Origin of the sequence: Curvibacter lanceolatus ATCC 14669 (assembly GCF_000381265.1) — a bacterium.
Taxonomy (GTDB): domain Bacteria; phylum Pseudomonadota; class Gammaproteobacteria; order Burkholderiales; family Burkholderiaceae_C; genus Curvibacter; species Curvibacter lanceolatus.
Genome location: NZ_KB906253.1, coordinates 557,704 through 571,414 on the forward strand (window position 1 = coordinate 557,704; position 13,711 = coordinate 571,414).

Annotated in this window: 11 protein-coding genes; 8 read left to right on the forward strand and 3 right to left on the reverse strand. The window is 68.1% G+C overall.

What is annotated here, in order from left to right; translation table 11 throughout:
* Positions 1-91: 91 nt before the first annotated feature.
* Positions 92-928 (reverse strand): Crp/Fnr family transcriptional regulator, encoded by an 837-nt coding sequence (locus F624_RS0102635; protein WP_084679383.1) that lies wholly within the window; start codon positions 926-928, stop codon positions 92-94.
* Positions 929-1,115: 187 nt separating this feature from the next.
* Between F624_RS0102635 and F624_RS0102640 the strand changes: the two genes are divergently transcribed.
* The 3 genes from F624_RS0102640 to F624_RS0102650 all read left to right on the forward strand — a co-directional run bounded on the left by F624_RS0102640 (position 1,116) and on the right by F624_RS0102650 (position 4,282).
* Positions 1,116-1,466, forward strand: coding sequence for a DUF1304 domain-containing protein (locus F624_RS0102640; protein WP_031253893.1), 351 nt, complete (start codon positions 1,116-1,118; stop codon positions 1,464-1,466).
* 279 nt (positions 1,467-1,745) lie between these two features.
* Positions 1,746-2,762: a Bug family tripartite tricarboxylate transporter substrate binding protein gene (locus tag F624_RS0102645; RefSeq protein ID WP_051107276.1), complete on the forward strand. Its 1,017-nt coding sequence runs from the start codon at positions 1,746-1,748 to the stop codon at positions 2,760-2,762.
* 185 nt (positions 2,763-2,947) lie between these two features.
* A complete protein-coding gene (locus F624_RS0102650) occupies positions 2,948-4,282 on the forward strand; it encodes a sensor domain-containing protein (RefSeq protein WP_019572708.1) in 1,335 nt (444 codons plus the stop codon).
* 19 nt (positions 4,283-4,301) lie between these two features.
* On the opposite strand, the gene F624_RS0102655 is transcribed toward F624_RS0102650, so the two are convergent.
* Positions 4,302-5,177: a LysR substrate-binding domain-containing protein gene (locus F624_RS0102655; RefSeq protein WP_019572709.1), complete on the reverse strand. Its 876-nt coding sequence runs from the start codon at positions 5,175-5,177 to the stop codon at positions 4,302-4,304.
* 113 nt (positions 5,178-5,290) lie between these two features.
* Between F624_RS0102655 and F624_RS0102660 the strand changes: the two genes are divergently transcribed.
* The 5 genes from F624_RS0102660 (at position 5,291) to F624_RS0102680 (ending at position 11,070) form a co-directional block, all read left to right on the forward strand.
* Positions 5,291-5,893 (forward strand): cysteine dioxygenase family protein, encoded by a 603-nt coding sequence (locus F624_RS0102660; protein ID WP_019572710.1) that lies wholly within the window; start codon positions 5,291-5,293, stop codon positions 5,891-5,893.
* Between the two features lie 117 nt (positions 5,894-6,010).
* Positions 6,011-7,600 carry a rhodanese-like domain-containing protein gene (locus F624_RS0102665; RefSeq protein ID WP_019572711.1) on the forward strand — a complete coding sequence of 530 codons (1,590 nt, stop codon included), beginning with the start codon at positions 6,011-6,013 and terminating at the stop codon, positions 7,598-7,600.
* A gap of 128 nt (positions 7,601-7,728) precedes the next feature.
* Positions 7,729-8,712, forward strand: a complete 984-nt coding sequence (locus tag F624_RS0102670) for a Bug family tripartite tricarboxylate transporter substrate binding protein (RefSeq protein WP_019572712.1) — start codon at positions 7,729-7,731, stop codon at positions 8,710-8,712.
* A gap of 63 nt (positions 8,713-8,775) precedes the next feature.
* Positions 8,776-9,999 carry a cystathionine beta-lyase gene (metC, locus tag F624_RS0102675; RefSeq protein WP_019572713.1) on the forward strand — a complete coding sequence of 408 codons (1,224 nt, stop codon included), beginning with the start codon at positions 8,776-8,778 and terminating at the stop codon, positions 9,997-9,999.
* Between the two features lie 9 nt (positions 10,000-10,008).
* Positions 10,009-11,070 (forward strand): YeiH family protein, encoded by a 1,062-nt coding sequence (locus tag F624_RS0102680; protein ID WP_019572714.1) that lies wholly within the window; start codon positions 10,009-10,011, stop codon positions 11,068-11,070.
* Positions 11,071-11,123: 53 nt separating this feature from the next.
* On the opposite strand, the gene F624_RS0102685 is transcribed toward F624_RS0102680, so the two are convergent.
* Positions 11,124-13,607: a penicillin-binding protein 1A gene (locus F624_RS0102685; RefSeq protein WP_084679384.1), complete on the reverse strand. Its 2,484-nt coding sequence runs from the start codon at positions 13,605-13,607 to the stop codon at positions 11,124-11,126.
* Between the last annotated feature and the right edge of the window lie 104 nt (positions 13,608-13,711).

Here is a 13,711-nt window from a genome sequence, read left to right on the forward strand (position 1 = left end):
TCGGCGAGGGCATGGAGGGCATTGAACTGCAGACCCATTTGCGCGGGCCCCATGGGCCCCATCACTGGGGGGCTCCCGGCCGGGGCGGGCGTCAGCCGACCCATGCAGGCATTGGTCGGGGGGGATCATGGCTGTCAGCCTGCTGTCGAGCGGCGGCCATCAGGCCGCTCTCATCCTTGATCACGATCGAGCCGTAAAAAATCTCGATCAGCCCCAGCTTTTCCCAGCTCTTGAGACACTTGTTGATGCTTTGTCGGGACACGCCCAGGCAGTCGGCCATGCTGTCCTGTGAGGCTCTGACCAACCGTTGCTGGTTGTGCCGGCGTTCGGAAGACGCGCACAGCAGCATGGCGATGCGCTCCGGCATCGGGCGCAGCACCGAGTGCTCGACCCAAGACAGCAGGCGCATGTAGCGGCTGGCGGCCAGTGTGGCCATGTGAAGCAGCACTTCGGGGTCGCTTGCGATAAGTTGACGGAAGGTGGCTTCGTCCACCACCGCCACTTCACTGGCCTCAACCGCCTCGGCGAAGAAGGGTTGCGAGCCCTTGCTCAGCAGACTGGCCTCGCCAAACCAGTGCCCTTCGGTCCAGACCGTGGCGCCGAACCGCTTGCCCGATTCGCCGTACAGCGCGGTGCTGACGGCACCTGAGAGCACGCCGAACAGCATGCCTGCGGGTGAGTCGGGCGACAGCAGCACCTCGCCTCGGGCCAGGGTCCTGCGCTGAGCGGCAGCACCGAGCCGCGCATTGACGTGGGCGGGGGGACGATGGATGGAATCCGTTTTGTATCGCATGGGCAACGAATAGTCTGAAGTGGACATTTTGTTGTCGGACAACAAGTGAGAATCCTGCCCGATTCTGCTGTTCGCCCGTCCAGGCGTGTTGTCGTACCACCTGGGCTGGCGATGATCACCGAAGGCGGTCCCCATTTCAATCCTTTTCGCTGGCCCGTGGCCATGGGGCGGGAGGAACAGGGGCCGCTCTCTGTCGTGGTTTGACGCTGCACAGCGTGGTGCCGGTCAGGGTCGGGCGATGCTGGGCGAGTGGCGGGCCGATAGCGCCGGCCTCCTGCGTGCCGCCAAAGGCCTGGGTTTCGATTTTCAAAAGGAGCATGGAATGCTGGCAAATAGTCTGATCGGCCTGGTGTGCCTGATCCACGTGCTGATCTTTCTGGCTGAAACGGTTTTCTACCGGAGCTGGGGCGTCAAGGTGTTCAAGATCAAGCCAGAAGACGTGGAAGACAAGGCTGCGGCCATGTCCAACCAGGGTTGCTACAACGGCTTTTTGGTGGCGGCTCTGTTGCTGGGCCTGTTGTACCCCGAACCCGCGGTGGCCAAGGCCTTTGCTGGCTACGGTCTGTTGTGCGTCGCGGTGGCCGGCGTCTGGGGCGCTGTGACGGTGGCTCGCAAGGTGCTGTTTGTCCAGACCGTGCCGGCGGTGTTGGGGCTGGCGTTTCTGTACCTGTGAAGCCATAGGCCGTCTGCCGCAGGCCGGCCCTGCCTCGAGGGGCTGCCAGGGTCAGCCGGCGGCGTTCTTCGGCCGCAACGAACTGGCAGAGTGTCGGGCCAGGGGCTGGCGCTCAGCAGGTCGGGAGGGGGCGCAAGACCTGGTCTTGGGCGGGCCATGTCGTGCAGTTCCTCGCGTCCGACGGGCGTCCGGGCAAGAATGCGCTGGTACGCACCTGAAGCGACAAATGGCATGTGCCTATCAGCCAACAAGCCTTTCAGAAACCCAGGAGACCCATTCATGCCACTGCACTTGCACCTCAATTCGCTGCAAGCACTTCATCCTCGCCGAGCCCTCTTGGGCGCTGCCGCCGTGGCGGTGGTGAGCCTTTTCGGCAGTGCGTCCCTGGTGGCGCAGGAAGCCTTTCCGGCCCGGCCCATCCGTTTTGTCGTGCCGTATGCCGCAGGGGGCACCACCGATCTGGTGGCCCGCACGGTGGGGGCGCGCATGGCGCAGACCCTGGGCCAGCCGGTGATCATCGACAACCGGGCCGGCGCGGGCGGCAACATCGGCATGGATGCGGTGGCCAAGGCGGCCCCCGACGGCTACACCGTGGGCATGGGCGCCATCTCGACCAACGCGCTGAACCCCCACATCTACAAGAAGATGGCCTTTGACCCGCGCAAGGACTTCACGGCCATCGGCCTGTTGGGCAACTCCACCATCGTGCTTGAGGTGGGCTCGGCGCTGCCGGTGAAGAACGTGGCCGAGTTGCTGGCCCATGCGCGCAAGAACCCGGGGCTGGCCTATGCCACCGCAGGCACCGGCACCTCGATGCACCTGGCGGGGGTGCTGTTTGCCCAGCTCAGCAAGACCGATTGGGTGCATGTGCCCTACAAGGGCAGCGCGCCGCTGGTGACCGACCTGATCGGCGGCCAGGTGCCCGTGGCCTTCGACAACCTGCCTGCCTCACTGCCCCACATCCAGTCGGGCAAGCTGAGGGCGCTGGCCGTGGCAGGGGCGCAGCGCTCGCCGGCCTTGCCGGACGTGCCCACCCTGGCCGAGGCGGGCCTGAACGACTATGCGGTCGAGCCCTGGTTCGGCGTTTACGGCCCGGCCGGCCTGCCGGCGCCGGTGGTGCAGCGGCTGGAGCAGGCCCTGGCGCAGGCCCTGGCCGACCCCGCGGTGAAAGACAAGCTGGTGGCCGCCGGCTTCACCCCGCGCAGCGCGAGCGCTGCCGAGCTTCAGGCCTTGAGCCTGCGCGAGTACGAACGCCTGGGCAAGGTGGCCCGGCAGGCCCAGATGGGGGCCGATTGAGCTGGGATCGACGGCGGTCGGCTTTCAGGGGCGTCAAGTGCCTGACCGAACCGCGTCTGCAATGGGTCGGGGCAAGCCCGGTCAATGCGAGTTTGCTGGGCGAACTTCGGGAAATCAGCTAACCTAGCCGGTAACATTTTTGCAATTTGAGGCCCATTTTGACGATGGCCGCACCACAGGGTTCCATGGACCGTATTGCCGACCTGCTGCTGGACGCCATCTGTGTGGTGGACGCCCAGGGTGTCTTTGAATACATCAGCCCCGCCGGCGAGGGCATCTTTGGCTACGCCCCCAGCGAAATGTTGGGCCGGCGCATGATCGACTTCATCGCCCCGTTCGACCAGGAGCGCACCCTGCTGGCGGCGCGGCAGGTGATGGCGGGCCAGCCCCACCTTCACTTTGAAAACTGCTACGTGCGCAAAGATGGCTCGCTGGTGCACCTGATGTGGTCGGCCCGCTGGTCCGATGCGGATCAGCGGCGCTATGCCGTGGCGCGCGATGTCAGCGTCCTCAAGCACGCCGAGGCCACGCAAGCCGCCCTGATGGCCATTGCCGAGGCTGCGCACGCCAGTGGTGATGTCCGTGAGCTGATGTCCAACATCCACGTGATTGTGGGCAAGCTGATGCCGTTGCCCCACTTCAAAGTGCTGGTCCAGGAGCCGCAGGATGGGCATTGCCGCGTGGCTTACCTCGCCCCGGCCGCAGGGGCTGAACCCATCGACACCGAGCAGGAAGCCCGGGCCGACCATCTCTTTTGCCAAGCCATGTTCGCCGGGGGCGGCCTGTTGCTGCTCACGCCGGCCGACCTGCACGACAAGCCCGAGGCCTGGCGCGCCGCCTACAGCGCCGGCTGGGCCGCCTGGCTGGGCCTGCCTCTGACCACCCCGGGTGGCAACATCGGCGCCTTGATCCTCAAGCGTGACCTGGGCGACAGCCCGTGGTCCGACAAGGAGCAGACCCTGCTGCAGTACGCCTCCACGCAGATCGCCACGGCCGTCGAGCGCCAGCAGTTGCTGGCGCGCCTGCAGCACATGGCGCAGTTCGACGCACTGACCGGCCTGCCCAACCGCTACCTGCTGCACGACCGCATGGTGGGCGCATTGGCGCGGGCTGAGCGCTCTGCAGGGCGTCTGTCCTTGCTGTTTCTGGACCTGGACCGCTTCAAACTGGTCAATGACACCTTGGGCCACAGGGCGGGCGATCGCCTGTTGCAGGAGGTGGCGCGGCGTTTGCGTGATTGCGTGCGCGACACCGACACCGTGGCCCGCATCGGTGGCGACGAATTTGTGGTGCTGCTTGAATCCATCCGGGACCCGGCGCATGCGCTGCAAGTCGCCGACAAGATCCGGGTGGCCTTGCAGCAACAGCTCAACATCGGCCCACACGCCTTGCAGATCACGCCCAGCATCGGCGTGGCCCACTACCCCGAAGATGGGGTGACCACCGATCAACTGCTGGGCCAGGCCGACGAGGCCATGTATGCCGCCAAGCGGGCAGGGCGGCAGGCCGCGGCGCGCTGAGGCGGGGCCAGGGCTGTCGTCAGGGTGTTTCTGCAGGGCCGGTGGCCAGCCGCAGGCGGTTCTTGAGGTTCTCGAACACCTGGCGGGTGAGGGGGTTCACCACATGGCTGCGGATGTACAGGCGATAGATCAGGTCGGGCATCGGGGGCATGCCGTCGGCAGGCCCCAGCACCCGCAGGCCGGCATCGAGCTGCTCCACCCCCCGCGCCGTGACGCCCAGGCCGGCGTGCAAGGCCGCCCGGATGCCGATCAGGCTGGGGGCGGAGCAGCGTGAAGTCCAGCTCATGCCCGCGGCCTCCAGGGCCTCGTGGCCCAGGCGGCGGTAGATGCTGGGGCCATCGGCGGTGATCAAGGGCACGGGTTTGTGGGGTTCGTGCACATAGCCTGCACCGCATAGCCAGACGGTGGGAGAAGACCGCAGCACCACCCCCTCCAGCGTGCTGTCGACCCGGTTGGACAGCGCTATGTCCAGCTCGCCCCGTTTGAGTGCTTCCATCAGGAAGGGGCTGCGGCCCACGTGGATTTCAAGCTGTAACAGGGGCGAATGCCGGGCGATCTCGGCCAGCAGCGGTGGCAGCATGGTCTGCGCCGTGTCGTGGGGCGAGCCGATGCGCAGCAGGCCTTGCAACTGCCCCTGCTGCAGGGTGCGCAGGGCTTCGTCGTTGATGGTCAGCAAGTGCCGTGCATACGTCAGCAGGCGTTTTCCGTGCTCGCTCAGGCCTTTGTTGCGGCCCTGTTTTTCGAACAGGGCCTGGCCGATCTGTTCTTCCAGGCGTTGCATCTGCTGGGTGATGGCCGACTGCGTGCGCCCCAATTGGACCGCGGCGGCCGCAAAGCTGCCGAGGTTGTCGATGGCGGCAAGCGTTCGCAGGAGTTCGAGGTCCAGGGTGTTCATGTATTAATTTTATTGAAGTGTTGCATCGGGATGACGGATTGTTCAGGCCGTTGTGCGTCACTAAAGTGAAGCCCATCAAGAACCCTTCACGAACTCTTCAGGACATCACTGCCATGAACACCCCGTCTTCTTCCCGCCCGGTGCAACGTCAGCAGGCCGTGCAGGCTGGTATTGCAGACATGAAGCAGGCCCTGCAGGGTCAGGAGCCCACCCGGGAGCGTCTGGACCAGGTGCTGGCAGCGCTGCTGAAGTTGGCTGCGTCCAAGGCGTTCTGGCAGGCCGATACCTATGCGGCACCTGAAGCCGGCGAGCACCAGGCGCGCTACCTGATTGCGGAAGACGCTGACCAGAGCTTTGCGCTATACCTCAACGTGATGCGCCCGGGCAAGCGCATCGTGCCGCACAACCACACCACCTGGGCCTGCGTGGCCGCGGTGGAGGGCACGGAGCACAACCGCGTGTACCAGCGGCTGGACGACGGCTCGGTGCCCGGCGTGGGCCGCCTGCGCGAAACCGATTGCGTGCTGGTGGCACCCGGATCGGGCATTGCCCTGATGCCTGAAGACATCCACTCGGTGGAGATCCATGGTGAGCAGGTGATCCGCCATCTGCACATGTATGGCCGTGCCCTGGAAACCCTGAACACCCGCACCAGCTACGACCTGGAGGCCGGCACCTGCCAGGTGATGGGCATCGGCGTGCAGACCCGCCGCTGAGGGCGCGGCCTCCCGGGCCGCCACCGTCTTTCTGCTTTCTTTCTTGCAACGTGTGATGGGCCTGGTGGGCTCGTTGCAGGCAGCGTTGCGCCCCCTCTTTTTGCATCTCAGGCTTGCATGACTTCGTACCTCTCACCCGCCCAACTGAAAACCTGGCTGCACGATGGCTCTGAGCTGGCTGTGCTGGATGTGCGCGAGCACGGCCAGTATGGCGAGGCCCATCTGTTCCATGCCGTGCCGCTGCCCTTGAGCCGCCTGGAGATCGATGCCCCGCGCCTGCTGCCCCGCCGTGGGGTGCGTGTGGTGGTGTACGACGCAGGCGATGACAGCCCCTGGCAGGTGGCCGAGCGGGCCGCAAACCGGCTGCAGGCGCTGGGCTACCCGCAGGTCAGCGTGCTGGCGGGTGGTGCCAGCGCCTGGGCGGCGGCGGGCCACGTGCTGTTTGCCGGGGTCAACCTGCCTTCCAAGACCTTTGGCGAGCTGGCCGAGCAGGTTTACCACACCCCGCGCATCAGCGCCGACCAGCTGGCGCAGTGGCTGGCGCAGGGTGAGCCCGTCACCGTGCTGGACGGGCGACCGGTGAGCGAGTTCCGCAAGATGAACATCCCGGGCGCCCTGTGTTGCCCGAATGGCGAGCTGGCCTACCGGGTGAAGGCCCTGGTGCCCGACCCGACGCGGCCCATTGTGATCAACTGCGCTGGCCGCACACGCAGCATCATCGGTGCGCAGACCCTGATCAATCTGGGCCTGCCCAACCCGGTCTATGCGCTGGAGAACGGCACGCAGGGCTGGTACCTGGCCGACCACGCGCTGGAGCACGGCGGCAGCCGCCACTACCCCGCCGATTCGGGCAGCGCGGCGCTGCGGCCAGAGGCAGAGCGCCTGGCGCGCCGCTTTGAGGTGCCTTTTGTGGATGCGGGCACGGTGCGCGGCTGGGCCGAAGATCCCCAGCGCACTCTGTTCCTGTGCGATGTGCGCACCCCCGAAGAATTTGCGGCAGGCAGCCTGCCCCAGGCCCAGCACACCCCCGGCGGCCAGTTGATGCAGGCAGCCGACCAGTACATCGGCGTGCGGGGCGCGCGCCTGGTGCTGTTCGACAGCGACGGCGTGCGGGCGCCGACCGTGGCCAGTTGGCTGCGCCAGATGGGGCACGACGCCTGCGTGCTGATCGATGGCCTGGCCAGTGGTCTGGATCTGCCCGCCGCCGTGCTGCCCGAGCCCCCCCCACTGCAAAGCATCCAGCCCGGCGAACTGGCGGTGCGGCTGCAGGCCGGCGAGCTGGCCCTGATCGACCTGCGGCCCGGCATGCAGTATCGGCAGGCCCACATTGCGCAGGCCATCTGGTCCATCCGGCCGGCGCTGCCGGCGCTGTTGAGCCACGAGAACCGCCAGCCCGTGCTGGTGGCGGAGACTGCCGCGGTGGCGGCCTGGGCCAGCACCGAGTGGCCCGCCCACTTGCCCAGGCCGCTGCTGCTGGCCGGTGGGCTGGACGACTGGCGGGCTGCGGGCCTGCCGCTGGTGGCCAGCCCTGACGCGCCCAGCGATGCGCAATGCATCGACTACCTGTTTTTCGTGCACGACCGGCACGACGGCAACAAGGAGGCGGCCCGCCGCTACCTGGCCTGGGAGACCGGCCTGGTGGCGCAGCTGGACCCCGCCGAACGGGCTGGTTTTCGCCTGCCCGCCGAGATGCCGCACCGCAGCTGAGGGGCCAAAGCGCCGGCACAAGGCGCTGCCCCTGGCTTGGCCATCGCTTTCTCTATCGCTTGTCCCCTCGCTCTGACCCACACAGGAGTTGCCCCATGTCCCACCCACTTCGCCCGGCGCCAATGGCAATGCCGCTCTGGCTGGCCACCCTGGCCGTTCTGGCCGGCCTGCTGCAAGCCCCGGTGCAGGCCCAGCCTTTGCCGCCGCGCAATGGCTTTCCTGCCCAGCCCATCCGCTTCATCTCGCCGTTTCCACCCGGTGGCGGCAACGACGGCACCACGCGCCTGGTGACGGCGCGCCTGCCGGAGGTGACCGGCCAGGCTGCCGTGGTCGAGAACCGGGGCGGTGCCGGCGGCAACATCGGCGCCAAGGCCGTGCTCGAATCCAAGGCCGATGGCTACACCCTGTTGTCCGGTCAGGTGTCGCTGATGGCGGTGAACCCCTCGCTGTACGCCTCGGCAGGCTTTGATCCGCTGAAGAACTTCATCCCCGTCACCCAGATCAATGCCGCACCGCTGGCCCTGGTGGTGGCGGCGGATTCGCCCTACAAGACCTTTGCCGAGCTGGTCAGCCGCACCCGCAGCCACCCGGGCACGGTGACCTATGGCACCCCCGGCAACGGCACGCTGTCGCACCTGGCGGGCGTGATGCTGGCCAAGGACAACGGTGTGGACATGACCCATGTGCCCTACAAGGGCGCGGGGCCGGCCATCACCGATCTGCTGGGGCGGCAGGTTGATGTGCTGGTCACGTCGACCGCCTCGGTGGCTGGCATGGTGCAAAACGGCAAGATGCGCGCCCTGGCGGTGACCAGCCCGCGCCGCGTCGGCGTGTTTGCCAAGGTGCCCACGCTTGAAGAGCTGGGGTACCCGAACGCCCGCTTTGAAGACTGGTACGGGTTTTTTGTGCCTGCCGGCACCCCGCCCGAGCGGGTGGCCTACCTGCATGAGGCGCTGGTGCGTGTGCTGCGTTCGCCCGAGGTGAGCCGCCAGATCACCGAGGGGGGCAGCGAGGTGGTGGCCAGCACCCCCGACGCCTTTGCCGCTCAGCTGCGACAGGACATCGAGCGCTGGTCGCGGGTGGTGAAGCTGTCGGGCGCGCGGGTCGATTGACGCTGCGCGTTTCAAAGCCCAAGCCGCACGCCCATCCCCACGAGCAGATCCAAGCCAAGTCCGATGCCCAAGAACACCCCCCCAAGTCACCTGGCCGGCACCAGCCTTCAGACCCGCCTGTTGCATGCAGGGCAGGCGCCCGAGCCTGCAGTCGGCGGCCGCCCTGTCAACCCGCCCCTGGTGCGGGCCAGCACCGTGCTGTTTGACAGCGTGGCGGCCCAGCGCGAGGCGCGTGGCCGGCGTGGTAGCGAGCGCCTGTTCACCTACGGTGCCCGCGGCACGCCCACCACCTTTGCCCTGGAGGATGTGGTCAGCGAGCTGGAGGGCGGCTACCGCACGCGCCTGTTTCCCACCGGCTTGGCGGCGGTGGGCATGACGCTGCTGGCCTACCTCCGGCCCGGCGACCATGTGCTGATGTCGGACGCGGTGTACGAGCCGGTGCGCCATCTGGCCAGCAGCTTTCTGGCCCCCTATGGCATCGACTGCAGCTTCTTCCGGGCCGACGGGCAGGATGCGGCCCGCCATGTGCGCCCCAGCACGCGCATGGTGTATGCCGAATGCCCCGGGTCTTTGGTCTACGAGATGTGCGACCTGCCCCAGTTGGCGGCCCTGGCCCATGCCCAGGGCGCCTGGATGGTGGCGGACAACACCTGGGGTTCGGGCTGCCAGTACCGGCCGCTGGCGCTGGGGGCCGACATCTCCATCATGGCGGCCACCAAGTACCTGTCGGGGCATTCCGACGTGATGATGGGCACCGTCTGCACCACCCAGGCGGCCTGGCAGACCCTGGCCGATCGCAGCGATGCCTTTGGCATGACTGTGAGCCCCGACGATGCCTGGCTGGTGCTGCGTGGCATGCGCACGCTGTCGGCCCGCCTGCAGATGCACGAGCGCCATGCCCTGCACCTGGCGCACTGGCTGCAGGCCCGGCCCGAGGTGGCCACGGTGTTCTGCCCGGCCCTGCCTTCGCACCCGGGGCATGCGCTGTGGCAGCGGGACTGCACGGGCACCAACGGGCTGCTGTCTTTCGAGCTGCAGCCCGGCATGGCGCCCCAGGCGGCCGAGCAGCTGATCGACCGCCTCGCCCTGTTCGGCATCGGGGCCTCCTGGGGGGGCTATGAAAGCCTGGCCGCGTTGGCGGACATGAGCAAGGCCCGCAGCCTGGACGACTGGCAGGGGCGCGGGGCCGTGGTGCGACTGCACGTGGGCCTGGAAGACCCGGTCGACCTGCAGAACGACCTGGCCCAGGCCTTGGCCTCCCTGGCCCCCATCGGCACACCGTTCTGAGGGGGGCTCATGAATACCTTCATGCGCTGGCCGGCCTTGCACGGCGGGCTGGATCGTTTGCGCGTGTTGTGGCCGGGTGCGGCCGTGGCGGGGCTGGTCATGCTGTCGGCCACCTTCATGGCCGAGCACCATGGCGGGCCCTTGCTGCTGTACGCGCTTCTGATGGGGCTGGCCCTGAATTTTCTGCACGAGGACGGGCGTTGCCGCCCCGGCATCGAGTTCTGCACCCGCACCGTGTTGCGCGCCGGCGTGGCCTTGCTGGGGGCACGCATCACCCTGGGGCAGGTTGGCGGCCTGGGCCTGGGGCCGTTCTGCGTGGCGGTGGCCGGTATTGCCACCACCCTCTGGCTGGGGGCCTGGCTGGCTGGGCGCATGCACCTGACGCGCGACCTGGGGCTGTTGTCGGGGGCGGCGGTCTCGATCTGTGGCGCATCGGCGGCTTTGGCGGTGTCAGCTGTGATGCCCAGGTCCGAGGAGAACGAACGCAGCGTGCTGCTGACGGTGGTGGGCGTGACCGGCTTTTCCACGCTGGCCATGGTCTTCTACCCCCCGCTGGCCTTGCTGCTGCAACTGCCCGATGTGGCGGCCGGCATTCTGCTGGGGGGCACCATCCATGACGTGGCGCAGGTGGTCGGGGCGGGCTCCATGATCTCGCCGGCGGCGGCCGATGTGGCCATCATCGTCAAGTTGTTGCGGGTGCTGCTGCTGGTGCCGGTGGTGGCGTTGCTGGCCCTGTACTGGCGTGGCCGGCCCGGGGCCGCCACGGATGCGGCCGCCCCGGTGCCCGGGCGGTCGCCCCTGGTGCCGCTGTTTTTGCTGGGCTTCATCGGGCTGGTACTGCTCAACAGCGTGGGCGGCGTGCCGGCCCCGGCGGGGCGCTTGCTGGGTGATTTGTCGCGGGTCTGCCTGGTGGTGGCCATGGCCGCCCTGGGCATGAAGACCTCACTGGCCAGGCTGGTGGCGCTGGGCTGGCGGCCCGTGGCCTTGATGCTGGCCGAAACCCTGTGGCTGCTGGCCTTGTTCTTGGGCTACCTGTGGCTGGCGGGTGCGGGCGGCCCGTGGGCGCATTGAGGCCGCGGTAACACGGGCCGCCGTCTGGGTGCCCGGCACGGTCATGGCGCGCCTCAGCGCTGCTCGTAGGGCAGCGGCTGGGGCGATGAGGGCTGGGGCGGGCTGGCCTGGGGCACCACCTGGGGGGCCGGGCTTTCCTCGCGCGGCTCGGTGATGATGTCGTCGATCTTCTTCTGCAAGGGGTCGGGCTCCTCGGCCGGTGGCGGTGGGGCCATCGGTGTGGGAGGCCGCTGCGGGGCCGGTGGCTTGACCGGGCCCTTGGCGGGCTGCGGCCACAGGCTGGGTGGCAGGTGTTGCAGCAGTTGTTGCACCAGGTGCTGCCACTGCTCCTGCAGGCGCTGGCTGAGGCTGTCGCGGGCGCGTTGCAGCAGGCGCTGCAGCCAGTTGCTGTCGTCCGGGGGCTCGAAGCGGGTCTTGCCGTCGATCAGGCGGCCACGCAAGGCCTTGGACACCACATCGCCCACGATGGGCAGGGCGCTGTGCGCGCCCTGGCCCCAGTAGTCGCTGCGCAAGGTGATGCGGCTGTCGTTGAAGCCCACCCAGGCGCCGGCCACCAGCTGCGGCTGCATCAGGATGAACCAGCCGTCGGTGTTGTCCTGCGTGGTGCCGGTCTTGCCGGCCACATCGGCCCGGATGCCCCAGCGGTTGCGAATGTCGGTGCCGGTGCCGCGGTCCACCACGCCACGCAAGGTGTCGATCAGGGTGTAGGCCACGCGCTCGGGCAGGGCGGCCTCGGGCCGGGCCGGGGTGATGTCTTCGATCACATGGCCCTGGCGGTCTTCGACGCGGGTGACCAGCACCGGCTCCAGGTAGCGGCCCTGGTGGGCGATGCTGGCATAGGCGTTGACCATCTCCTTCAGGCTGACCAGGCTGGTGCCCAGGGCGATCGAGGGCACCTCTTCCAGCTTGCTCTGGCGCACGCCCAGGGCCCGCGCCAGCCGCGCCACCTTGGCCGGGCCTACCTTCTGAACCAGCTGGGCGGTGATGGTGTTCTTGGAATAAGCCAGCCCGTCGCGCAGGCTCATGGGGCGCCCGCTGGGCGGGCTTTCATCGCTGGGGCGCCAGACCTCGTTGCCCCCCGCAGCGATCTCGATGCTCTGGTCCACCAGGGTGTCGTCGGGGCTCATGCCCTGGCGGAACGCTTCGCCATATACAAAGGGCTTGAAGGTGGAGCCGGGCTGGCGGCGCGCCTGCTGCACGTGGTCGTAGGCGTCCTGCTCGAAATCGCGGCTGCCCACCCAGGCCCGCACCTGGGAAGTGCGCGGGTCGATCGCCAGAAAGCCGGCCTGCAGCACGGTCTTCTGCTGCAGCAGGCCGCGCATGAAGGGGGTGTCGGCCTGCAGTTTCTTCAGGGCCTGGGCATCGCTCAGGCCGGCGGCCAGGGCGCTGCGGTAGGCCGGGGTGTCGCGCATGAAGCCCTGCACCAGCGGGTTCTTGGCGTTCCAGGTGCCGGGGCCAGCCCAGGCGGCATGGGCCACCCGCTGCAGCTGGCTGGTCTGGCGCTGCACTGCCTGGTTGGCCAGGGCCTGCAGGCGTGAATCGAGCGTGGTGCGCACCACCAGGCCATCGGTGTAGATGTTGTAGTCGTTGCGGTCGGCCCAGGCCACCAGCCATTTGCGCACCTGTTGGGCAAAGTGGGCGGCCGGGCCCGGGGGCTCGGTCTGGCGCTCGAAGTCGATGCGCAGGGGCCGGCCCTTGAGGGCGTCGAAGGCCCCGGGCGAGAGCTTGTCGCGCTTGACCATCTGGGCCAGCACGATGTTGCGCCGCTGCTGCGCCCGCTCGGGGTTGAGCACGGGGTTGTAATAGCTGTTGCCCTTGAGCATGCCCACCAGGGTGGCGCTTTGCAGCACATCCAGCGCGCCGGCCGAGCTGTCGAAGTAGGTGCGTGCCGCCATCTCGATGCCGAAGGCGTTGTACAGAAACGGCACCGTGTTGAGGTAGGTCTCGAGGATTTCGGGCTTGCTGTAGACGATCTCGAGCTTGACCGCCGTGATGGCCTCCTTGAGCTTGCGCGTCAGCGTCGGTGCGCGGCCCACCTCGTCGGGGTACAGGTTGCGTGCCAGCTGCTGGGTCAGGGTCGAGCCGCCCTGGCGGCTGCCGCCAAAGGTGCTGAGCGCCGCCGAGCCCAGTCGGCGCCAGTCCAGCCCGTGGTGCTGGTAGAAGCGGTGGTCTTCGGTGGCGATCAGGGCGTCCACCACATGGGGCGAAATGCGCTTGAGCGGCACCCACTCGCGGTTGGCGCGCTTGAATTCGGTGATCAGCTTGCCGTCGGCCGACAGGATCTGCGCCGGCTGCTCCAGGTTGGCCTTGCGGATGTCCTGGATGCTGGGCGTGAACGGGATCAGCAGCACCGTGTAGAGCACCAGAGCGGCCGGCACCGCGGCCACGGCCAGGGCGGCGCGGCGCCGGGTGATGCGGGCTGCCACGGCCGTCCCGAGTGCCCCGGCCAGTGCCGGGCTGCGCCGCAGCTCAGCCCCCAGGCGGGTGAGGACTCGGCGGGGCAGGGGGGATGTAGGCTCTGGGGTCTCGGATGTCATGGCGCTGGCGGTTCGGCGCGCGGGCTGGGGGGCAGGGGGGCTGGCACGGCGAAGGGGGGAGTGTAGGGCCTGTCAACGCAGGTGCAGCACGCATTTGAATTTGT

Excerpts from the sequence above, each read along its gene's own strand:
- F624_RS0102635 (WP_084679383.1), bottom strand. The coding sequence starts at position 928 with ATGGGGACCGCCTTCGGTGATCATCGCCAGCCCAGGTGGTACGACAAC.
- F624_RS0102640 (WP_031253893.1), top strand. The coding sequence starts at position 1,116 with ATGCTGGCAAATAGTCTGATCGGCCTGGTGTGCCTGATCCACGTGCTG.
- F624_RS0102645 (WP_051107276.1), top strand. The coding sequence starts at position 1,746 with ATGCCACTGCACTTGCACCTCAATTCGCTGCAAGCACTTCATCCTCGC.
- F624_RS0102650 (WP_019572708.1), top strand. The coding sequence starts at position 2,948 with ATGGACCGTATTGCCGACCTGCTGCTGGACGCCATCTGTGTGGTGGAC.
- F624_RS0102655 (WP_019572709.1), bottom strand. The coding sequence starts at position 5,177 with ATGAACACCCTGGACCTCGAACTCCTGCGAACGCTTGCCGCCATCGAC.
- F624_RS0102660 (WP_019572710.1), top strand. The coding sequence starts at position 5,291 with ATGAACACCCCGTCTTCTTCCCGCCCGGTGCAACGTCAGCAGGCCGTG.
- F624_RS0102665 (WP_019572711.1), top strand. The coding sequence starts at position 6,011 with ATGACTTCGTACCTCTCACCCGCCCAACTGAAAACCTGGCTGCACGAT.
- F624_RS0102670 (WP_019572712.1), top strand. The coding sequence starts at position 7,729 with ATGCCGCTCTGGCTGGCCACCCTGGCCGTTCTGGCCGGCCTGCTGCAA.
- metC (WP_019572713.1), top strand. The coding sequence starts at position 8,776 with ATGCCCAAGAACACCCCCCCAAGTCACCTGGCCGGCACCAGCCTTCAG.
- F624_RS0102680 (WP_019572714.1), top strand. The coding sequence starts at position 10,009 with ATGAATACCTTCATGCGCTGGCCGGCCTTGCACGGCGGGCTGGATCGT.
- F624_RS0102685 (WP_084679384.1), bottom strand. The coding sequence starts at position 13,607 with ATGACATCCGAGACCCCAGAGCCTACATCCCCCCTGCCCCGCCGAGTC.